The 19304-nt window shown below is 66.5% G+C and carries 22 protein-coding genes; 14 read left to right on the plus strand and 8 right to left on the minus strand.

Annotation, left to right across the window (positions count from 1 at the left end; genetic code table 11):
• Positions 1–2 precede the first annotated feature (2 nt).
• From lpxD to DYI42_RS04795, 4 genes are all read left to right on the plus strand, one after another.
• The gene (gene lpxD / locus DYI42_RS04780) at positions 3–1097 is read left to right on the plus strand and encodes a UDP-3-O-(3-hydroxymyristoyl)glucosamine N-acyltransferase (RefSeq protein ID WP_440870622.1); all 1095 of its coding nucleotides are present in this window, start codon (positions 3–5) and stop codon (positions 1095–1097) included.
• A 34-nt stretch (positions 1098–1131) separates the two neighbouring features.
• Positions 1132–1398 (plus strand): acyl carrier protein, encoded by a 267-nt coding sequence (locus DYI42_RS04785; protein WP_213544779.1) that lies wholly within the window; start codon positions 1132–1134, stop codon positions 1396–1398.
• Positions 1399–1423: 25 nt separating this feature from the next.
• On the plus strand, positions 1424–2635 hold the full coding sequence (locus DYI42_RS04790; RefSeq protein ID WP_213544780.1) for a beta-ketoacyl-[acyl-carrier-protein] synthase family protein: 1212 nt from the start codon (positions 1424–1426) through the stop codon (positions 2633–2635).
• A gap of 192 nt (positions 2636–2827) precedes the next feature.
• The gene (locus DYI42_RS04795) at positions 2828–3268 is read left to right on the plus strand and encodes an NUDIX domain-containing protein (RefSeq protein ID WP_213544781.1); all 441 of its coding nucleotides are present in this window, start codon (positions 2828–2830) and stop codon (positions 3266–3268) included.
• Here DYI42_RS04795 and DYI42_RS24725 read toward each other — a convergent pair.
• Both DYI42_RS24725 and DYI42_RS04800 read right to left on the minus strand, forming a co-directional pair.
• On the minus strand, positions 3172–3387 hold the full coding sequence (locus tag DYI42_RS24725; protein ID WP_440870623.1) for a hypothetical protein: 216 nt from the start codon (positions 3385–3387) through the stop codon (positions 3172–3174). The two genes, DYI42_RS04795 and DYI42_RS24725, sit on opposite strands and share 97 nt — an antisense overlap.
• A gap of 418 nt (positions 3388–3805) precedes the next feature.
• A complete protein-coding gene (locus DYI42_RS04800; protein ID WP_213544782.1) occupies positions 3806–4489 on the minus strand; it encodes an invasion associated locus B family protein in 684 nt (227 codons plus the stop codon).
• 469 nt (positions 4490–4958) lie between these two features.
• On the opposite strand from DYI42_RS04800, the gene DYI42_RS04805 reads away from it, so the two are divergent.
• A complete protein-coding gene (locus tag DYI42_RS04805) occupies positions 4959–6512 on the plus strand; it encodes a helicase HerA-like domain-containing protein (protein ID WP_213544783.1) in 1554 nt (517 codons plus the stop codon).
• A gap of 112 nt (positions 6513–6624) precedes the next feature.
• Here the strand turns inward: DYI42_RS04805 and yghX are convergent, their stop codons facing one another.
• Positions 6625–7524: a YghX family hydrolase gene (gene yghX / locus DYI42_RS04810; RefSeq protein ID WP_213544784.1), complete on the minus strand. Its 900-nt coding sequence runs from the start codon at positions 7522–7524 to the stop codon at positions 6625–6627.
• A 140-nt stretch (positions 7525–7664) separates the two neighbouring features.
• On the opposite strand from yghX, the gene DYI42_RS04815 reads away from it, so the two are divergent.
• Complete coding sequence (locus tag DYI42_RS04815) at positions 7665–8033, plus strand: DUF4440 domain-containing protein (RefSeq protein ID WP_213544785.1); 369 nt, start codon at positions 7665–7667, stop codon at positions 8031–8033.
• 1 nt (position 8034) lies between these two features.
• On the opposite strand, the gene DYI42_RS04820 is transcribed toward DYI42_RS04815, so the two are convergent.
• A complete protein-coding gene (locus tag DYI42_RS04820; RefSeq protein WP_213544786.1) occupies positions 8035–9339 on the minus strand; it encodes an HlyC/CorC family transporter in 1305 nt (434 codons plus the stop codon).
• Between the two features lie 109 nt (positions 9340–9448).
• Between DYI42_RS04820 and DYI42_RS04825 the strand changes: the two genes are divergently transcribed.
• Complete coding sequence (locus DYI42_RS04825) at positions 9449–9931, plus strand: GNAT family N-acetyltransferase (RefSeq protein ID WP_213544787.1); 483 nt, start codon at positions 9449–9451, stop codon at positions 9929–9931.
• Between the two features lie 101 nt (positions 9932–10032).
• On the opposite strand, the gene DYI42_RS04830 is transcribed toward DYI42_RS04825, so the two are convergent.
• Complete coding sequence (locus tag DYI42_RS04830) at positions 10033–11079, minus strand: extracellular solute-binding protein (RefSeq protein ID WP_213544788.1); 1047 nt, start codon at positions 11077–11079, stop codon at positions 10033–10035.
• A gap of 165 nt (positions 11080–11244) precedes the next feature.
• Between DYI42_RS04830 and DYI42_RS04835 the strand changes: the two genes are divergently transcribed.
• On the plus strand, positions 11245–11748 hold the full coding sequence (locus tag DYI42_RS04835) for a DinB family protein (RefSeq protein WP_213544789.1): 504 nt from the start codon (positions 11245–11247) through the stop codon (positions 11746–11748).
• 103 nt (positions 11749–11851) lie between these two features.
• Entirely contained in the window at positions 11852–13105 is a 1254-nt protein-coding gene (locus DYI42_RS04840; RefSeq protein ID WP_213544790.1) for a glutamate-5-semialdehyde dehydrogenase, read from the plus strand.
• A gap of 62 nt (positions 13106–13167) precedes the next feature.
• On the opposite strand, the gene DYI42_RS04845 is transcribed toward DYI42_RS04840, so the two are convergent.
• Positions 13168–13752, minus strand: coding sequence for a histidine phosphotransferase family protein (locus DYI42_RS04845; RefSeq protein WP_213544791.1), 585 nt, complete (start codon positions 13750–13752; stop codon positions 13168–13170).
• Between the two features lie 23 nt (positions 13753–13775).
• Here DYI42_RS04845 and DYI42_RS04850 point away from each other — a divergent pair, with 23 nt between their 5' ends.
• From DYI42_RS04850 to DYI42_RS04860, 3 genes are all read left to right on the plus strand, one after another.
• Positions 13776–13961 carry a DUF3553 domain-containing protein gene (locus DYI42_RS04850; RefSeq protein ID WP_213544792.1) on the plus strand — a complete coding sequence of 62 codons (186 nt, stop codon included), beginning with the start codon at positions 13776–13778 and terminating at the stop codon, positions 13959–13961.
• Positions 13962–14094: 133 nt separating this feature from the next.
• Positions 14095–14871: a GNAT family N-acetyltransferase gene (locus DYI42_RS04855; RefSeq protein WP_213544793.1), complete on the plus strand. Its 777-nt coding sequence runs from the start codon at positions 14095–14097 to the stop codon at positions 14869–14871.
• Entirely contained in the window at positions 14868–15740 is an 873-nt protein-coding gene (locus DYI42_RS04860; protein ID WP_440870624.1) for a lysophospholipid acyltransferase family protein, read from the plus strand. Before DYI42_RS04855 ends, DYI42_RS04860 begins: the two co-directional genes overlap by 4 nt.
• 519 nt (positions 15741–16259) lie before the next feature.
• Here the strand turns inward: DYI42_RS04860 and DYI42_RS04865 are convergent.
• Both DYI42_RS04865 and DYI42_RS04870 read right to left on the minus strand, forming a co-directional pair.
• Positions 16260–16889 carry a thiamine phosphate synthase gene (locus tag DYI42_RS04865; protein ID WP_213544794.1) on the minus strand — a complete coding sequence of 210 codons (630 nt, stop codon included), beginning with the start codon at positions 16887–16889 and terminating at the stop codon, positions 16260–16262.
• 56 nt (positions 16890–16945) lie between these two features.
• The gene (locus DYI42_RS04870; protein ID WP_213544795.1) at positions 16946–17347 is read right to left on the minus strand and encodes a TfoX/Sxy family protein; all 402 of its coding nucleotides are present in this window, start codon (positions 17345–17347) and stop codon (positions 16946–16948) included.
• Between DYI42_RS04870 and DYI42_RS04875 the strand changes: the two genes are divergently transcribed.
• Positions 17346–18092, plus strand: coding sequence for an RNA methyltransferase (locus DYI42_RS04875; protein ID WP_244867556.1), 747 nt, complete (start codon positions 17346–17348; stop codon positions 18090–18092). The genes DYI42_RS04870 and DYI42_RS04875 overlap by 2 nt on opposite strands.
• A 60-nt stretch (positions 18093–18152) precedes the next feature.
• Positions 18153–19304: a heme A synthase gene (gene ctaA, locus DYI42_RS04880; protein WP_213544796.1), complete on the plus strand. Its 1152-nt coding sequence runs from the start codon at positions 18153–18155 to the stop codon at positions 19302–19304.

The raw sequence follows: 19304 nt of genomic DNA on the forward strand, positions 1-19304 counted from the left end.
CCGTGACATCCCTGAAGATAGAAGACATCGCCATCGCCCTCGGAGCCCGCTTCGAGGGCGATGGTGCATTTGAAGTCACCCGTGCCGCAGAACCGGCCCGCGCCGGGGCGGATGCTCTGGCGCTGGCGATGGACCCGAAGTTTGCCTCAGGTCTCTCCGAAGGCGCCGCGAAGGCGGCGATGGTCTGGGAGGGGGCCGACTGGCAGGCGATGAACCTGACCGCGGTCATATTCGCGCCACGCCCGCGTTACGCCATGGCCGGGCTGACCGCCATGCTCGACGCAGGCCCCCGAATTGCCCCGGGCATTCACCCCTCGGCGGTGATCGACGCCACCGCCATCCTCGGCGAAGGCGCGGCCATCGGCCCGCTCGCGGTGATCGGGGCAGGGGCCGTCATCGGCCCGGGCGCCCGCATTGCCGCACATGCCTCCATCGCCGAAGGCGCGCAGATCGGTGCCGATTGCCTGCTGCGCGAGGGCGTGCGCATCGGCCATTCCGTCACCATCGGAGACCGTTTCATCGCCCAGCCCGGCGCTGTGGTTGGCGGTGACGGCTTCTCCTTCGTCACGCCCGAAGCGGGTGCGGTGGAGGCCGTGCGCAGCACGCTGGGGGAGCGTGGCGACGCGCGCCAACAGGCCTATGCCCGCATCCACTCCCTCGGCGGCGTCACCATTGGCGACGACGTGGAACTCGGCGCCAATGCCTGCATCGACCAGGGCACCATCCACCCCACCGAAATCGGCTCCGGCACCAAGATCGACAACCTCGTGCAGGTCGGCCACAACGTCCGCACCGGGCGCGATTGCCTGCTCTGCGGCCAGGTTGGCATCGCCGGCTCCACCCGCCTTGGGGATCGCGTGGTGCTGGGTGGGCAGGCCGGTGTCACCGACCACCTCGACATCGGCGACGATGTGATCGCAGGGGCCGGAACACTGCTGCGCACCAACCAGCCCGCGGGCCGGGTCATGCTGGGCAATCCGGCGATGGAGATGAAAGCCTCTATCGAAGCCTACAAGGGCCTGCGTCGCCTGCCCAAGCTTCATCGAGACGTTACAGAACTGCGAAAGAACCTTTCAAAACCCGGCCCGAAAGACTAAATGGGCAGCGGAGCGTAACAGACAGGTGGGCGGTATGTCGGACGCAGTGAAAGACAAGGTCATCGAGATCATCGCAGAGCAGGCCGTGCTCGAAAAATCCGATGTGAAGATGGACAGCACCCTCGAAAGCCTCGGCATCGACAGCCTCGGGCTGGTCGAAAGCATCTTTGCAATCGAAGAGGCCTTCGACATCCAGGTGCCCTTCAATGCGAACGAGCCCTCCGAAAGCGATTTCGATATCTCCTCGGTCGCCGCCATCGTCGCGGCGGTGCAGGGGCTGGTGAAGGAGCAGGCGGCCTGACCGGGCGCGTCCACGGGCCAGCGGAATGAAGCGCGTCGTCATCACCGGGACGGGCACGATCAACGCCCTGGGCAAAACCGTGCCCGAAACCCTCGCGGCCATGGCCGAGGGCAAGTGCGGAATCGCCCCCATCAACATCCGCGACGTGGAGCGGCTTTCGGTGCAGATCGGCGGGCAGGTGCGCAACTTCGACCCCGAAGCGCACTTCAACCGCCAGCAGATCGCGCTCTATGACCGTTTCACCCAGTTCACCATGCTCGCCGCCAAGGAGGCGATTGGCCAGGCGGGGCTTGAGTTTCACGGGCTCCTGGCCGACGAGGCTGGGGCGATCTTCGGCACCGCCGGCGGCGGGGTGAACACCTGGGACGAGAACTACCGCACCGTCTACGAAGACGGTAAAAACCGCGTGCACCCCTTCGTCGTCCCGAAGCTGATGAACAACGCCGCCGCCTCCCACGTCAGCATGGAATACAACCTCAAGGGCCCGAGCTATTCCGTCTCCACCGCCTGCGCCTCCTCCAACCACGCCATGGGGCAGGCGTTCCACATGGTCCGCTCCGGCGCGTCCCGCGCGATGGTCACCGGCGGGGCCGAAGCGATGCTCTCCTTCGGCGGGGTGAAGGCCTGGGAGGGGCTGCGGGTGATGAGCAAGGACGCCTGTCGCCCGTTCTCGGCCAACCGCAATGGCATGGTGCAGGGCGAGGGTGCAGCCGTCTTCGTGTTCGAGGAGCTGGAACACGCCAAGGCCCGCGGGGCCGACATCATTGCCGAGGTGGTGGGCTTCGCCATGTCCTCTGACGCCGCCGATATCGTCATGCCCTCCAAACAGGGCGCGGCGCGGGCGGTGCGCGGGGCTCTGCGTGACGGGCGGATCAACCCCGAAGAGGTGGGCTATATCAACGCCCATGGCACCGGCACCGCGGCCAATGACAAGACAGAATGCGCTGTGGTGGCCGATGTCTTCGGCTCCCACGCCGACAAGCTGATGATCTCCTCCACCAAGTCGATGCACGGCCACCTGATCGGCGGCACCGGCGCGGTGGAGCTGCTGGCCTGCATCATGGCCCTGCGCGACGGGGTAATCGCCCCCACCATCGGCTATGAAGAGCCCGACCCCGAATGCGCCCTCGACGTGGTGCCCAACGACGCCCGCGACGCCAAGGTCAAGACCGTGCTCTCCAACGCCTTCGCCTTCGGTGGCCTCAACGCTGTGCTCGCCCTGCGCCAGGCTCCCTGAAACGCCCCAGAAGCACTGCAGAACATGGGCCTCCCGCCGAACAGGCAAGCGCCAGCGCCGCCCACTCAGAACAGCTTGATTCAAATGCGCCGCTGTGCATTTTCTTGCCGCAAATATCTCCACGGGGGTGTGGGGGTGTGAAACCCCCACTCCGACCCTTGCAAACCGCGACACGCCCGCCAGACTCGCGCAATGACAGCGCCCATCCCCAAGGCCCTCGCCGCCGTGCTGCGCGGCCCCGCCATCGCGCGTGAGCTGCTGATCTTCCGCCACCCGCTCACCGGCGACCAGCTCCCGAAAGGCACCATCGAGCCCGGAGAAGGCCCGGCCACGGCGGCCATCCGCGAGCTGCAGGAGGAATCCGGCCTCAGCCTTGCCGCCCCCACGGCAATCGGCACATGGCATCGACCCTGGGAAGAGGGCTACACCGCGCCCCAGCTCTGGCACCTCTTCACCTTCGAAGCCCCGCCCGGCCTCCCCGATACCTGGGACCACATGGCCGAAGGCAGCCCCGCCGAGGCCGGCCTCATCTTCTCCTACCGCTGGGCACCGCTGACCCCGGCCCTCGCCGATGCCATGCGCCCGCTCTTCGCGCCCGTCGTCCGCCTGATCCTGCAGGCCGATGCGGGCTGATTGTCCCACGCGGCATTCTGCAGAACCACGCGATAGCCATCCGCGTCCTCGTAGGGGCGGCCTTGCCGGTCCCAGTAGGGGGTGAAGGCCTCCACCGGCGCATGGTCTGCCGCCTCCATCCGCGCGCAACGGCGGCGCCCCGCCTCCCGGTCGGGCAGGTAGAAAACAAGCAGGTTGTCCTGCCCCCGGGGCCCGACCGGCGGAGTGGCCGGCCTTGCGGGTAAACTCCAGATCGTAGGGAAAGCCAGGGTGCCCGAGCATCACCCCGTCAGACCCGTCGTGGTCGGTGAACGCCGTCAGCACCTCAAGCCCCAGCCCGTCGCGCTAGAAGCCCAGCACGGCGGCCATGCCATCTGTCAGGCGCGCAACGCGCAGAATCGGGGAAGGGCGGGTTGTGTTTGTTATCGGCGGGTCTCCGGGAGCGCCTGTTTCTCAAACCCTGCGCCCTTAAGCCCACTTCAGGGCAAGACCTTTTTCATTCCGAAACGCAAAACGCCGCCCCGGAGGGCGGCGCATGCAAGGCCGAATGGCCAGAGGTCAGTTGTTCATCGCGGCCAGCGCGTTGAACCCGGCGGTGAAGCCGTTGAGCGAAACCTTCACCTGCACCTTTTGGTCGGGCGCTCTCGCCGGCACCACAGTCAGCGTGGCCGCGTTCCCGGCCTTGAACGCATTGACATCGGCTTGGCTCATGCCAAAGCGGGCGACGCAACCGATGGCAGCGCAAAAGGTATACGGGTAACGGCGGCCCTGGCTGCCGTCCACCGCGAGAACGACCTGTTCCGTCAGGAGGGTTTCAAGCGGTGTCACCACGCTCACTCCGGCAGCGGCCTGGCCGCCGGAGGGCAATGGAATGACCGTAATCTCGGCAACCGAGTTGCCATTGCCGTCGCCGAGAAGTTGATAGAGCTGACATTGCTCTGGCTGATCTTCCGACAGCTTGGCGCAACGCAACTGCCAATCGCCATGGACCTCTCTGACATTCTCCGAACCCGGCGCATTGCCGGAGGTCTCCTCGCCGACCGGCGTGCCCATGTTCAGATCGGAGCCGGGGGCCGGCGTCTGGGCGGTGCCCTCTTCCCCGGCAGCCTCGGCGGCGGTGTCAGCCGGCGCCTCGGTCGTGGCCTCCTCGGCGGGGGCCTCCTCGGTGGCGGTGTCCTGTGCCCAGAGGGGCGTGGCGGCGATCATCAGCGCCAGGAAACTCGCTTTCGTCAGGTTCTGCATATCCTCAACAACCTTTTTCGGCTTCTCGAATTCGTGGGGCCGTCTAGCACAGGGCGCAGGGGATGTCAGGGAGAAAAGCCGGGGCGCTGACGGGGCTGTGAACGCATCCGCCCCGCGCCGTACTCCCCCGAAATCCGGACCTGAAAAAGGGCCCCGAAAGGCCCTTTTGCGCGGGTCCGATTTTCGGCCCGGGCGGCTGTTGTCAGCCGCTATTTTAGGTTCTCCCTGCCGGACTGGCCGACTTGATGCCCGGACGCTATGGCAACTTGCCGCAGCCGTCAACAGGTAAAAGAACACCCCTCAAGAATTTGAACACGCTAAGAAAAAAGCCGCGTCACCAAGGTGACGCGGCCAGTCTGACAGGGAGGAAGTCAATCCGGGCCAAGAGGACGGAGGCCCGAACAAGATGGAGACTGGCAGATAAAGGTTAATACTTTATGTTGGGTCCGAAACATTGGTGGAGGGCCATATGAGCGGTTCGATTTTCGTAGGCGGCGGCGGCGAGGGATATGGCACGCCGCAGGAGCTCTTGCTGAACTATGCCAACCGCCACGGCCTCATCGCCGGGGCCACCGGCACGGGCAAGACCGTCACCCTCCAGATTCTTGCCGAGAGCTTTTCGGCCAATGGCGTGCCGGTCTTCCTGTCGGATGTGAAGGGCGACCTCTCGGGCCTTGCCAAATCGGGCAGCGCAGAGGCCAAGCTGCATGGCCCCTTCATGGAACGCGCCGCGAAAATCGGCTTCACCGATTATGCCTACTCCGGTTTCCCGGTCACCTTCTGGGACATGTACGGCCAGCAAGGCCACCCCGTGCGCACCACCGTTGCCGAAATGGGGCCGCTCCTGCTCGCCCGCCTGCTTGAACTCTCCGAAGCGCAGGAAGGCATCCTCAACATCGCCTTCCGGGTGGCCGATGAGCAGGGCCTGCCGCTGCTCGACCTGAAAGACCTGCAATCGCTGCTCGTCTGGGTCGGCGAAAACCGCTCCGAGCTGTCCCTGCGCTACGGCAACGTCTCCACGGCCTCCATCGGCGCCATCCAGCGCCGCCTTCTGGTGCTCGAAAATCAGGGCGCCACCCAGTTCTTCGGTGAGCCGGCGCTCTCGCTGGATGATCTCTTCCTGACTGACGCAGAGGGCAGGGGCCGCATCAATATCCTCGCCGCCGACAAGCTGATGGGCGCGCCCCGGCTCTACGCCACCTTCCTGCTCTGGATGCTTTCCGAACTCTTCGAGATGCTCCCCGAGGTCGGAGACCCGGAAAAGCCCAAGCTGGTGTTCTTCTTCGACGAGGCGCACCTGCTGTTCGACGACGCGCCCAAGGCGCTTGTCGACAAGGTCGAGCAGGTCGCGCGGCTGATCCGCTCCAAGGGTGTCGGCGTCTATTTCTGCACCCAGAACCCCGCCGACGTGCCGGAGGATATCCTCGGCCAGCTCGGCAACCGGGTGCAACACGCGCTCCGCGCCTTCACTGCCAAGGACCGGCGCGAGCTGAAACAGGCCGCCGAAACCTACCGCGACAACCCGCGCTTCGAAACCGAAGAGGCGATCCGCGAGGTGGGCACCGGCGAGGCCGTGACCTCCTTCCTCATCCGCAAGGGCGCCCCCGGCGTCGTCGAGCGCACGCTCATCCGCCCGCCCTCATCGCAACTCGGCCCGATCACCGCCGCCGAGCGCGGTGGTGTCATCGGCGCCTCGCCCATCGCCGGCAAGTATGACACCAGACTGGACCGGGAAAGCGCCTACGAGATGCTTGCCAAACGGGCCGAGGCCGCCGCAAGGGAGGCGGAAGAGGCCGAGGCGCAGGAAGAAGAGGCAGAAATGGCCGAACGCGAGTTCAAGGCCGGGCGCCGCTACTCCGGCAGCCGTGTGTCCCGCTCCACGTCAAAGCCAACCCGCGCGCGGTCGTCCCGCTCCGACTCCGTGGGCCAGGCCTTCGCCAAGAGCTTCGCCCGCCAGCTCGGCACCCGCTCCGGCAAGGCGCTGGTGCGCGGCATCTTCGGCACGCTGTTCTCGGGGCGGTAACCCAGCGCGAAGACGCCTCGAAGGGCGGATGAGCGCACACCGGGGCAGCTCATCAAGGCCCTTCGGCCTTTCTTCGCATATGCGATGAGGGCCGAAGGGCCGAAGAGCTGCTTCAGGTCAGATATTTCGTAAACCACTCCACCGTCCGCTCCCAGGCCAGCGTTGCGGCATCCTCGTCATACCGAGGCGTGGTGTCGTTGTGGAACCCGTGGTTCGCACCGGCATAGATATGCCCCTCGTAGGTCTTGCCATGCTCTTTCAGCGCCGCCTCATAGGCTGGCCAACCCGCGTTGATCCGCTCGTCCAGCTCGCCGTAGTGCAGCAGCAGCGGCGCCTCGATCTTCGGCACATCCTCCACCGCCGCCTGACGGCCATAGAAGGGCACGCTCGCGCCCATTTCCGGATAGGCCACAGCCAGCGCGTTGCACACGCCCCCGCCATAGCAGAAGCCCACGGCCCCGACCTTCCCGGTCGAGCCCTCGTGGCCCATCAGGTGCTCGAACCCTGCAAAGAAGTCGTTCATCAGCTTGGCCCCGTCCAGCTCCCGCTGCATCGTGCGCCCGTCGTCGTCATTGCCCGGATAGCCGCCCGCCGGGGTCAGCCCATCGGGGCCGAGCGCGAGGAAGCCGGCTTTGGCGGTGCGCCGCACCACATCCTCGATATAGGGGTTCAGCCCCCGGTTCTCATGGATCACCAGAACCGCAGGCAGCTTGCCCTCCACCCCCGCAGGCTTTGCCATGAGGCCGCGAATGGTCCCATGCCCGTCCGGGCTGTCATACTCCACCCAGTCGGTCTCGATGTCGGGGTCGTCCGGCGCGACCTGCTGCGCCAATGCATAGTTCGGTTGCAGGCTCTCCAGCACCGCGGCGGCGGTTACACCCGCGGCCACGTATTTGCCCGCCCCGGCAAGAAAATCGCGCTTGCTCATCTTGCCGTGCACGTAACCGTCGTACATCTCCAAAAGCCTCGGGTGAAAGTCCTTTGCCGTCATGCTGCGGGTCGGCTTGTTCATCGGTCGTCTCCCTGTTCACGAGTGTGCGCGTCATCCCGCACAAGGGCTACCACGGCTGCGCCGCACCGCCCCCTCACGAACCCGAGAGGCGGAACCCGGGCCATGCACCGCTCGTTGTTCCTTTGAAGGAGGTCCAACCGATGACCGAGATGACCGAAGCAGACTTCTGGCAGATGGAAGAGCACTCCTGGACCGGCGGTGCCGATTATGCGCGCACCGTGACCCGCGACGATGCGGTGTTCGTGTTTCCCTACCCGGTGGGGATTCAGAGTGCCGAGGCCTCGATGAAAGGGCTGGAGGCGGGGGACCGCTGGCGGTCGGTGACCTTCCATGACCGCAGTTTCACCCGGCAGGGTCCAGTCGCCGTTCTCGCCTACAAGGCTGAGGCCGAGCGCGGCACCGAGCCGGGCTACACCGCGCTCTGCGCCTCGACCTATGTCGATGATGGCGAGGGTTGGCGGCTGATCAGCCACCAGCAAACACCCGCCGACGCGGGCGCCGTCGCCTGAGTTAGTCGACCAGCGTCATCAACGGGCGCATCTTGAGCCGGGTCAGCCGGTTGTCCTTGCGCGCGATCACCTCGAAGCGGAACCCGTGGAACGAAAACACCTGCCCAACGGTCGGGATCGCCTGCGCTTCGTGAATCACCAGCCCGGCGACGGTGTTGGCCTCATCGTCGGGCAGGGCCCAGTCGTTCGCCCGGTTCAGGTCGCGGATCGTCATCGCGCCATCCACGATCCAGTCGCCCGCATCCGTCTTGCGCAGCGGATGGTCCTCGTCGATGTCGAACTCGTCGGTGATCTCGCCCACGATCTCCTCGAGGATGTCCTCCAGCGTGATGAGGCCCTGCAATGTGCCGTATTCATCCACCACCAGCGCAAAATGCGTGTTCCGCCGCAGGAACTGGCGCATCTGGTCGTCCAGCGTGGTCGTCTCCGGCACGAAGTAGGGCTCCATCGCCACGTCCATCACGTCCAGCGCGCCCAGCGCCTCCGGGGCGCCGCCCGAGGCAATGGCAGCGCGATGAATGGCGCGCAGCAGATCCTTTGCGTGGATCACGCCGACAATGTTTTCCTTGTCGTCCTTGTAGAGCGGCAGGCGGGTGTGGCGGCTCTCCAGCGCCTGGGCCAAGACCTCGTCGGGCGGCGCATCCACGTCGATCATCTCGATCTGGGAGCGGTGGAGCATGATCTCTTCCACCGTCCGATCGCCCAGGTCGAGCGCCCCCAAAAGCCGGTCCCGGTCTTCCTTGTGCACCACGCCCTCGGAGTGCCCCAGCGCCAACGCGCCGGCGATTTCCTCGTGCACCGAGAACATCTGGCTCTCCGGATCGATCTGCACGCCGAAAAGCCGCAGCAGAAGCCGCACAAGGGCCTGGATCGCCCGCACGAAGGGCGCCAGCAGCGCCACGAGCAGGCTGATCGGCCGGGCCACCCGGCTGGCGGCGGTTTCGGCGTTGGAGATCGCGTAGGTCTTCGGCAGCACCTCGGCGAAGATCAACACCAGCAGCGTCATCACCAGCGTCGCCAGCGCCACGCCCCCATCGCCGAAGAGCCGGGTGAACACCGAGGTCGCCAGCGAGGCCGCGAGGATGTTCACCACATTGTTGCCCAGCAGAACCGCGCCGATCAGGCGCTCGTTGTCTTCGGTCACCTCCAATGCCACCTCGGCGCCACGCTCACCCTTGTCGGCCTTGGCGCGCAGCTTGCCGCGCGAGGCAGCCGTAAGGGCCGTCTCGGAGCCTGAGAAGAAGGCCGAGCAGACGAGAAGCAGCAGGATGGCGCCGGCGGTCAGCCAGAATGCGGTATCAATCACGGAAGGGGGCCGGGTTGCCTCATGGTGGCTCTGTTATGGGGTGCGGGCGCGGCAGGTTCAAGATGGGGCGGCACTTCCCGAAGCGGCCGTGCCGGCATAACGTTTCGCCATGCCCCGCCGCTACGGCTTTCGCGCCGCCTCGCTCGATGATCTGCCCATGCTGCGCCGCTGGCTTGCGGTGCCCGAAGTTGCGCGCTGGTGGGGCGCGGATGACCCCTTCGATGCCGAGGCGCTTGCAGGGACCCGCCACTGGCCCCATATCGTCTCGCTGGACGGCACGCCCTTCGCCTACATTCAGCACTACGATCCCCAGGGCTGGCCCGACCACCCGTTTCGCCATCTGCCGCCCGGATCACGCGGGATCGACCAGTTCATCGGCCTGCCCGACCTTCTGGGGCAGGGGCACGGGCCGGGCTTCATCCGCCAGCACATGGCGACGCTCTACGCCGCCGGGGCCCCCGTCATCTGCACCGATCCGCACCCGGACAACGCCCGTGCCATCGCGGCCTACCGCAAGTGCGGCTTCGAAGTGGTCGGTGCGCCGCGTGACACGCCCTGGGGCCGCATCCTTCCGATGGAAGCGCCCGCGTAGGGTGCGCATTCATGGCGCACCCTACACCCGACCCCCAAAACCCGCGCCGAAACAAAAACGGCGGCCCGAAGGCCGCCGCTCGCATCCAAAGCTGACCGCGGTCAGAACCCGGCCTTGATCTTCTCGAACTCGGCAATCATCTGCTCGCGCAGCGCGTTGTCCATCGGCAGCTGGGCCAGTACCGGCGCGCTCACCTGGCCAAGGCCCACCTCGTCCAGCGTATCCGACGAGATTTTTGCCATCTCCTCGGTGTTGGAGTTGCCGTAGCCCCATTCGTTGACGATGTATTCCACCGAGGAGGGCGAGAGCCAGGCGTTGATGAAGTCATGCGCCTTCTCCTCGCTGCCGGGCCCGTCCACGAGGTTCACGTAGCCGCAGAACCAGACGGAAGAACCTTCTTCGGCCTCGCGCTGAAAGCCGATGTTGTGGCCGTCCCCGTTCATCGAAGCGGGCGTCTCGCTCCAGGCCCAGGAAAACAGCACTTCGCCGGTGCTCATCAGCTGGGCCAGCTCTGCCCCGTCGGCCCAATAGGCGCGCACATTGGGGTGCACCTCGCGCAGCCAGGCGCTGGCGGCCTCGAAATCTTCCTGCGTGGCCTTGGTCCAGTCGCTCACACCTGTGGCCAGATAGGCCAGCGCATAGATGTCATCCACGTTGTCGGGCAGCGAGATCCGGCCCGCGTATTGCGGATCCTTGAACACCTGAAGCGTGGTCAGGTCCTCCGCGCTCATCTCGTCGGCGTTATAGGCAATCGCGGTCGAGCCGTTGTCGGCGGGGATGAAATACACATCCTCACCATCGGTGAAGATCGGATCGGTCTTGTATTGCTGCGCAACCGTCTCGTAGCGCGGGATCTTCGAAATGTCCCAAGGCTCCACCAGCCCGGCCTGCCGCCACTTGTCCACCGACTGCGAGCAGGGGTGGGCGATGTCGGCCTTGAAGCCCGAACGCAGCTTCTGGAAGGCTTCCTCCTCTTCCCCAAAGAAGGTGAAGCTGGGATGGTCCCCGTATTTCTCGATGTATTCCCCGAAGAAGCCGGGGTCTTCGAAGCCCGACCAATCGAAAATCAGCAGCTCCTCGTCAGCCGCATGGGCAGTCAGTGTCGTGGAAAGCAGAAGCGCCGCAGCAGCAGACAGATATCGCGCCATGATGTGGTGGTCCTTTGGTTCGCGTTGGTCTCTCGGGGAGGAACGCTAGCGGTGGACCGCCTTGCCCACAAGGGGAAATCCGTTGCTGTGCAGGGGCGTGAGGCCTGCTGATTGACAGGCAGGCAGGCCCCGGCAAAACTTGCGCAAAATTGCAAAGAGGTTGGCATGATCGGTGTCGAATGGGTCCGCATGATGGCCCGCTACAATGCCTGGCAGAACGAGCAGGTGATGGTCGCGGTGCGCCGCCTGCCGCCCCAGGAGCTGACGCAGGATCGCGGGGCCTTCTTCGGCTCGATCCTCGGCACGCTGAACCACCTCGTCTGGGGTGACATGATGTGGACCAGCCGGTTCGATGGCGGCCCCGAACCGGAGGTTTCGATGAAGGAGGCGCCCGGCTGGTTTCCCACCGCCGGCGCGTGGGAGGCTGCCCGCTTCCAACTCGACGGGCGCATCAAGATCTGGGCCGCGGCGCTGCGTGAGATCGACCTCGTGGGCGACCTCGAATGGTATTCAAAGGCTTATGACGCTACCTACCGCAAGCCGATGGGGGTCTGCGTCATGCAACTCTTCAACCACCAGACCCACCACCGCGGGCAGGTCCACGCCATGCTCACCTCCATCGGTGCCGATCCGGGGGTGACAGACCTGCCGTTCCTGCCCGGCAATTGAATTTGGATGCAGACGCAGGCTGCGCATCGTCTCTCGGCTCCAAGACCCATTGAGCCACGCCCCCCTTCACGCTACATCCCTCCTCACACATGGAGATCCCGCGATGAAAGACGTCGAGCATAACATCCCCGCCCTCGTGACCGAGATGGGCGAGCGCGCCCGCGCCGCCGCGACGGAGCTCGCCTTTTCGCCGCCCGAGGCCCGCAACGCCGCGCTCCGCGCCGCCGGCGAGGCGCTCGTGGCCGCCACGCCCGCGATCCTCGAGGCCAATGCGCGCGACATGGACTATGGCCGCGAGAAGGGCCTGACCCCCGCGATGATGGACCGGCTGATGCTCGACGAGGCCCGCATCAAGGGCATGGTCGACGGGCTCGAGGCCATCGCCGCGCAGCCCGATCCGCTGGGCGAGATCATCGAGGAATGGGATCAGCCCTCCGGCCTGCACATCCGCAAGGTTCGCACGCCCCTCGGCGTGATCGGCGTGATCTACGAAAGCCGCCCCAACGTGACGGCGGATGCCGGTGCGCTCTGCCTGAAGTCCGGCAACGCAGTGATCCTGCGTGGCGGCTCCGAGAGTTTCCACAGCTCCCGCGCCATCCATGCGGCACTCGTCGAGGGCCTGCGCGCGGCTGGCCTGCCCGAAGACGCGATCCAGCTCATGCCCACCCGCGACCGCGAGGCCGTGGCCGAGATGCTGCGCGCCACCGCCCATATCGACGTGATCGTGCCGCGCGGTGGCAAGGGCCTCGTCGGGCTGGTGCAGCGCGAGGCCCGTGTGCCCGTCTTCGCCCATCTCGAAGGCATCTGCCACGTCTATGTCGATGCCGCCGCCGACCCTGAAAAGGCCATGCGCGTGGTGCTCAACGCCAAGACCCGCCGCACCGGCATCTGTGGCTCGGCGGAATGCCTGCTGGTCCACCGCAGTCAAATTGACCTCGGTCAGAATATCGTCGATGCGCTGATGGAGAAGGGTGTCGAGGTCTACGCCGAGGGCCTCACCGGCACCCGCCCCGCCACCGAGGAGGACTTCGGCAAGGAGTTCCTCGACATGAAGATCGCCGCCCGCGTGGTCGATGACGTCGACGCCGCCATCGCCCATATCCGGCAGTATGGCTCGCAGCACACCGAGGCGATCCTCACCGAGGATCAGGCCGCCGCCGACCGCTTCTTCCAGCGGCTCGACAGCGCGATCCTGATGCACAACGCCTCCACCCAGTTCGCCGATGGTGGCGAGTTCGGCATGGGCGCCGAGATCGGCATCGCCACCGGCAAGATGCACGCCCGCGGCCCGGTGGGGGCCAAGCAGCTGACCAGCTTCAAGTATCTGGTAAGCGGCGACGGCACCACGCGCCCCTAGGCCGCGCGCCACGGCATCCCAACGGCACCGGGCGCCCTCACCGGCGTCCGGCCTGCCAGCGCTCAGAACCGCAACGAAATCTCGCCCACTGCGCGCTGCACCTTGACGGAACGTCCAAGCGCCGCCACCGCGCGGGGCAGGAGCGCAAACTGCACCTGCTCCGGCCCAAGCCCGTCGCCGTCACCACGCGCCAGCGCGGCCCAGGCCGCCGCATCGTCGCGCAGCCTCTCGGCCCGCGCCGTCACCTCCCAGCCGGGCCGCACCTCTATGGTGCCGCCAAAGGCCAGCTCGGTCTCAAGGCAGTTGATCGCAAGAAACACCGCACGCAGCTCCGCGCGCGAAACCGTACCGGGCTGCGGCCAGTTCAGCCGCACACGCCCGCCCCCGAGGTACTCCTTCAGCGTAGTCACGATTTCTGCTTCGCCCACGCCCTGTCCATCTTCCGCCCGGCCAAAGGCCACCCGGAAAAACTTGATCCGCCCCTGCGCATCCTTCACGCTTTCATCCACCAGCCCAAGTTCGGGGCTGTTCTGCAACCCGGCCATGCCCAAAAGCTCCACGCCATTGCCGATTGCGCCCACGGGGCTTATCAGATCATGACAGATGCGCGAGGCGATCCGCGTCGCCAGGTCAAATTCCTCATCCATCGCCATCCCTCCGGGAGCCTTTCATGTCCGCCGACCTCAACGCCATCCTCGAGCCCGGAATGCTGGTGCGCCACCCCAGCGAGCCAGATTGGGGGCTGGGGCAGGTGCAATCCAACATCGGCGGGCGCATCACCGTGAACTTCGAAAACGCGGGCAAGGTAACAATTGACGGCAAGCGCATCCTCCTGGAGCTGGTCTTTGAGGCCTGACCTACGTGGCCTGTGGTTAACATGGCATTAATACGACCCCCGGGCCAGCAACACTGCGCCCGGGTTGCGCCGTGGCGGTCCGCTGCCTAAAACCGCCCCGAGGGTGGCAAACGGGAGCCGGAGGGCACGCGGGATGGACGCCGAAGCGCCGAAATTCGAGCTCCGGCTTGCGGAGGGCGAGGCCGATCTGCGGGCGGCCCAGCGGCTGCGCTACGAGGTCTTCGTGGCCGAGTTAGGCGGCGATGGCGATATGGTCGATCATGACGCCCGGCTGGAGGCCGACCGCTTCGATGAACATTGCGATCACCTGCTGCTGATCGACCATGCCGCCAAGGCCGGGTCGGGCGCGGTGGTTGGTGTCTACCGCCTGCTTCCGGGAGAGCGCGCCGCCGCCGCCGGCGGGTTCTACACCGAGGGCGAGTATGATCTGGCCCCGCTCAAATCCTCGGGCCGCCGCCTGCTGGAGCTGGGCCGTTCCTGCCTCGCGCCCGACTATCGCGGCGGCATGGCCATGTTCCACCTCTGGGGCGCCCTTTGGGATTACGTCGAGGAGCGCGGCGTCGATGTGCTCTTCGGCACGGCCTCCTTCCATGGCACCGACCTTGACGCGCTGGCCGCCCCGCTCTCGCTGCTTCATCACGGCCACCTCGCCCCCGAGGCTCTGCGCCCCGCCGTGCTGCCGCCCCATGGCCGCGCGATGGATCTGCTGCCCGAAGCCGAGATCAACCGCCCCGCGGCCATGCGCGCTGTGCCCGCGCTCATCAAGGCCTACCTCCGCCTCGGCGGCTGGGTGGGGCAGGGCGCCTACCTCGATCACGCCTTCAACACCACCGATGTCTGCCTTGTGCTCGATGCGCGCGAAGTCTCGCCACGGCAGGTGGCGATCTACCGCAAGGGCCGCAGCGGGTGACGCGCTTCGCCGGCCGTGATGCCGAAGGCGCGCCAGCGTCCACCGCGCTCTGGCACGGGGCTTCGCCCCTGCCGCCCGCGCGCATCGGCCCGGCGGGCTGGCTGCGGGTTGTCCTGCGCGGCGTCCCGCTCGGCCTCATCACCTTCGGCTGCCTTGCCCTCTTGCTGCTCGTCCGGTTGGTCGAGCGCCCGCTTTGCGGCCACCACCGCCCGGTGACCCCCTTCATCACCCAGTTCGTCTGCAAATCGGCCTTTCTCTGCCTCGGCATGCGGCATCGCAGCTTCGGCACGCCCATGGCCCATCGCGGCGCCATAGTCGCCAATCACGCCAGCTGGCTCGACATCTACGCGCTGAACGCGCCCCAGCGGATATACTATGTCGCCAAGGCCGAGGTGGCGGGCTGGCCCGGCATCGGCTGGCTCGCGCGGGCAACCGGCACCGTCTTCATCCGCCGCGACCGGCGCGAGGCAAAGGCGCAGCAGGAGGTCTTCGAAGAGCGCCTGCGGATGAACCACCGCCTGCTCTTCTTCCCTGAGGGCACCAGCACCGACGGGCTCCGCGTGCTGCCCTTCAAGCCGACGCTCTTCCAGGCCTTCCACGCTCACGACATGCCCGAGATCCTCCACATCCAGCCAGTGACCGTGGCCTACCACGCGCCGCCCGGCGAGGATGCGCGCTTCTACGGCTGGTGGGGCGACATGGATTTCAGCTCTGGCCTCTTGCGGGTGCTCAGCGCGCGGCGGCAGGGCGCGGTGGACATCGTCTTTCACGAGCCGATCCCGGTGGCAGGAGCCGGGGGGCGAAAGGCGCTCGCGGCAGCCTGCGAGGCGGCGGTGCGCGCCGGGCTGGAGGCGCGACTGCGCGCCTAGGCCTGAGCAGGTAGCCGTAACGTCCTGCGCATGCAGCAGCCACCGCCTTCACACGCATGTGAAAGGTCCGCTTTGAGCCCGTTTTGCCGCCTGGACCCGCGCGGAATCAAGGCGAAGCCGCCGCGCAGCGCCGTCCCGCCCCCCGGGGCGGCGCTTGGCTGCCGTTGGCGCTGAGCTCCAAGGGAAGAAGGTGCTTGGCTACCATAAAGCGCGCCGCTCACCAGGTCGGGCGCCACCCCGCGTGACGGCGCTGCACGGCTTGCGGATCAATGTCTGCTTCGTCCCGCAGAGCGGGCGCTCGCGTGCCAAGCAATCTGCCTTCCCGGTGTTCGGGCTGGTGGACCGGGTTGTGCGCCCTGGATCTCTGGCAACCCTTGCCGACCGCCCCGTTAACCCAACCCCGTTGTGCAAAAATCGCGTATGCATGGGATGTGCATAGGATGTGCATCACTTGTGGCTGTGATGTTTTTGCAGTTAACGCAGGTTGTCATTTCTGTTGTGCGTTGCTGCACAGATGTTTCAGGCGCCTGCCATCAAGCTCTTCAGCGCCGCCGCCGCGTCGTCCTCGCCCCAGATTTCCGGCCCGATTCCGAAGAAGTCCGTGACCCCGGCAAGCGCCGTCACGCGGCCTGCGCTGAGCCCGCCCTCGGCCACCACCGGCACCTCGATCATCTCGCTCCACCAGCCAAAGAGCTCGTCCTCCGCCACCGTGCCATCGCCCAGCGAAGTCATTGAAACCGGGCCGAAACTCACGTAATCTGCGCCCGCCTCACCGGCGCTCATCCCCTCGTGGCGCGAGGCCCCGCAGAAGCTGCCGACGATGGCATCTTCGCCCAGCGCCTTGCGGGCATTGCGGACGCTGCGCGCGCCGTCGGTCAGGTGCACCCCGTCCAGCCCCAGCCGCTCCACCATGTTCAGGTGCGCCTCAATCACCAGTGCCACGTCATGGGCATGGGCCACCTCGCGCAGCGCATCGGCGGCGCGGGCAATCTCCTGCTCGTCGCTCGAAGCCAGCGCCAACCGGATACAGGCCACGTCCACGGCCTCCATCACCTCTGACAAGCGCTTGGGAAAGCTCGACAATTCGAGGGTCGGCGGGGTGATGAGGTAGATCTGCGGCGCCTCCGGCGCGCCAGTCTCGTCGGCCATTCTCGGCTCCATCGGCTGGGGTTTCCGGCCCTCTTAGCCGGGTTTTGCGGCCTTGGCTACTTCGGCGGCAACGGCTCCACGAAGCCGAGACAGAGCCGCATCATCGGCGTGAAGATCTCAACTTCCTCAAGGCTGCCGCCATCGAAGTGGATGAACCCGGGTTTCTCCCGGCCCGCCATCACCATCCGCGCCGCGCCGGGCAGGGCGAGCGCTTCCGCCTCCCGGTCCTTGCCCACCCGGAAGAATGCCCCGCCCCGGCCCGAGGCCACGCAGGCCATGTTGCCCCGGACCAGAAAGCACAGGCCCCCGAACATCCGTTTCTCTTCAACGCCTTCCACCGCGAGGAGCCCCTCGCGCAAGCGTTCTGCCACCGTCTCGTCCCAGGCCATCTCTCTGCCCTCCTGCTGCATGGCTTGTGCCAATGCCCGCCCCATCGTATCACCCGCGCCAATCCGCATGGCAACAAAGGTGGTGACAATGGCAGAGCCGGTCTTCGTGCTCGTGCGTCCGCAGATGGGCGAGAACATCGGGGCCGCGGCCCGCGCGATGTGGAATTTCGGGCTCGACCGGATGCGCCTCGTCAGCCCACGCGACGGCTGGCCCAACCCGCGTGCTGCCGCCCTTGCCAGCGGCGCGGGGCGGGTGCTCGACAACGCCCAGCTCTGCGACAGTGTCGCCGAGGCGGTGGCCGATTGCCGCACGGTCTATGCCACCACGGCGCGCGGGCGCGGGCTGACAAAGCCGGTTCTCACCCCCGAGGAAGCGATGATTGACGCCCGCCGCCGCACCGCCGCCGGGCAGAAGGTGGCCGTGCTCTTCGGCCCCGAACGAGCGGGGCTGGAAAACGAGGATGTGGCCCGCGCAAGCGCCATCATCACCGTGCCCGTCAACCCCGAGTTCTTCTCGCTGAACCTTGGCCAGGCCGTGCTTCTTATGGCTTACGAATATGGCCGCCATGCCCTTCCGAGGGGCGAGGAAGCGCCCGCCGAACCGGCCTCGGCGATGGAGCTGGAGAAGTTGGGCGACCACTGGGAAGACCGGCTCGAGGAGGCGGGGTTCTTCTTCCCGCCTGAGAAGGCACCGGGCATGAAACTGGTGCTTCGGAACATGTGGCCACGGCTCATGCTGACGCGCTCCGACGTGCAGATGCTTCACGGCGCGCTGCGCCAGCTCCTGCGCAGAAGCTCGGGCGGCGGCTCTTGAGGCCGCGCGCCGCCCGCGCTACCTGAGAGCGCGAAAGAGCGCCCGAGCACAGGAACGAACATGGCCGGAAAACGCAGTATCTTTGAAGAGGTCGGCGAGGGCGAAAGCCCCCGCGGCGCGCCGCGCGAGACGGGGCTGATCGACAAGGGCAGCCGATCTGGCGCGCGCCTCGCCATTCGCGGCTGGCTGGTGCTGCTCTTTGCCCTCGTGGTGGTGATGATCCTCGTCGGCGGCCTGACCCGGCTCACCGACAGTGGCCTGTCGATCACCGAGTGGAACGTGGTCAAGGGCGCCATCCCGCCGCTGAACGAGGCTGACTGGAACCTCGCCTTCGAGAAGTACAAGACCATCCCCGAGTACGAGTTGCAAAACAAGGGCATGACCCTTGCCGAGTTCAAGACGATCTACTGGTGGGAATGGGGCCATCGCCAGCTCGGCCGCCTGATCGGCCTCGTCTGGGCTGTGGGTTACCTCTATTTCTTCGCGCGTGGCCAGATTCCAACCGGCTGGAAAACCCGCCTGTTGATCCCGGGTGTTCTCGGCGGCCTGCAAGGTGCCATCGGCTGGTGGATGGTCTACTCCGGCCTGTCCGGCGAGATGACCGATGTCGCCTCTTACCGCCTTGCCACCCACCTCGGGCTGGCCTTCGCCATTCTCGGCTTGCTGGCCTGGTATATCCTGCTGCTGTCGCGTCCCGAGCGCGAGATCATGCAGGCCCGGCGGGCGCGGGAGCGCCGTGTCTGGGGGCTCGGCACCGGGCTGATGCACTTTGCCTTCCTGCAAATCCTCATCGGCGCGCTGGTGGCGGGGATCGACGCGGGCCGCAACTACATCGACTGGCCGTTGATGGCCGGCGGGTTCACCCCGCCGGGGATGTGGGAGATCACACCGTGGTGGCGCAACCTCTTCGAGAATGACGGCACCGTGCAGTTCATCCACCGGATGGTCGCCTATGCGCTCTTCGCCTTCGGTATCTTCGCCTGGGTGCGCTCGCGCCGCTCGGCCTATGCGGCCACCCGGCGCGCGTTCGACTGGATGCTGGTGCTGATGTTCGGACAGGTGGTCATGGGCATCGTCACCGTGATGCACTCCGCCCCCTGGCACATCGCGATTACGCACCAGGCCGTGGGCATCGCGCTCTGGGTCGCCATCCTCAGGGCCCGTTTCATGGCGGGCTACCCCAAGGCCGGAACGCTCCGGGAAGGACTTTAA

It is taken from the genome of Vannielia litorea (assembly GCF_018424695.1).
In the GTDB taxonomy this organism is placed as follows: domain Bacteria; phylum Pseudomonadota; class Alphaproteobacteria; order Rhodobacterales; family Rhodobacteraceae; genus Vannielia; species Vannielia litorea_A.

Excerpts from the sequence above, each read along its gene's own strand:
- DYI42_RS04785 (WP_213544779.1), top strand. The coding sequence starts at position 1,132 with ATGTCGGACGCAGTGAAAGACAAGGTCATCGAGATCATCGCAGAGCAG.
- DYI42_RS04790 (WP_213544780.1), top strand. The coding sequence starts at position 1,424 with ATGAAGCGCGTCGTCATCACCGGGACGGGCACGATCAACGCCCTGGGC.
- DYI42_RS04795 (WP_213544781.1), top strand. The coding sequence starts at position 2,828 with ATGACAGCGCCCATCCCCAAGGCCCTCGCCGCCGTGCTGCGCGGCCCC.
- DYI42_RS24725 (WP_440870623.1), bottom strand. The coding sequence starts at position 3,387 with ATGGAGGCGGCAGACCATGCGCCGGTGGAGGCCTTCACCCCCTACTGG.
- DYI42_RS04800 (WP_213544782.1), bottom strand. The coding sequence starts at position 4,489 with ATGCAGAACCTGACGAAAGCGAGTTTCCTGGCGCTGATGATCGCCGCC.
- DYI42_RS04805 (WP_213544783.1), top strand. The coding sequence starts at position 4,959 with ATGAGCGGTTCGATTTTCGTAGGCGGCGGCGGCGAGGGATATGGCACG.
- yghX (WP_213544784.1), bottom strand. The coding sequence starts at position 7,524 with ATGAACAAGCCGACCCGCAGCATGACGGCAAAGGACTTTCACCCGAGG.
- DYI42_RS04815 (WP_213544785.1), top strand. The coding sequence starts at position 7,665 with ATGACCGAGATGACCGAAGCAGACTTCTGGCAGATGGAAGAGCACTCC.
- DYI42_RS04825 (WP_213544787.1), top strand. The coding sequence starts at position 9,449 with ATGCCCCGCCGCTACGGCTTTCGCGCCGCCTCGCTCGATGATCTGCCC.
- DYI42_RS04830 (WP_213544788.1), bottom strand. The coding sequence starts at position 11,079 with ATGGCGCGATATCTGTCTGCTGCTGCGGCGCTTCTGCTTTCCACGACA.
- DYI42_RS04835 (WP_213544789.1), top strand. The coding sequence starts at position 11,245 with ATGATCGGTGTCGAATGGGTCCGCATGATGGCCCGCTACAATGCCTGG.
- DYI42_RS04840 (WP_213544790.1), top strand. The coding sequence starts at position 11,852 with ATGAAAGACGTCGAGCATAACATCCCCGCCCTCGTGACCGAGATGGGC.
- DYI42_RS04845 (WP_213544791.1), bottom strand. The coding sequence starts at position 13,752 with ATGGATGAGGAATTTGACCTGGCGACGCGGATCGCCTCGCGCATCTGT.
- DYI42_RS04850 (WP_213544792.1), top strand. The coding sequence starts at position 13,776 with ATGTCCGCCGACCTCAACGCCATCCTCGAGCCCGGAATGCTGGTGCGC.
- DYI42_RS04855 (WP_213544793.1), top strand. The coding sequence starts at position 14,095 with ATGGACGCCGAAGCGCCGAAATTCGAGCTCCGGCTTGCGGAGGGCGAG.
- DYI42_RS04865 (WP_213544794.1), bottom strand. The coding sequence starts at position 16,889 with ATGGCCGACGAGACTGGCGCGCCGGAGGCGCCGCAGATCTACCTCATC.
- DYI42_RS04875 (WP_244867556.1), top strand. The coding sequence starts at position 17,346 with ATGGCAACAAAGGTGGTGACAATGGCAGAGCCGGTCTTCGTGCTCGTG.
- DYI42_RS04870 (WP_213544795.1), bottom strand. The coding sequence starts at position 17,347 with ATGCGGATTGGCGCGGGTGATACGATGGGGCGGGCATTGGCACAAGCC.
- ctaA (WP_213544796.1), top strand. The coding sequence starts at position 18,153 with ATGGCCGGAAAACGCAGTATCTTTGAAGAGGTCGGCGAGGGCGAAAGC.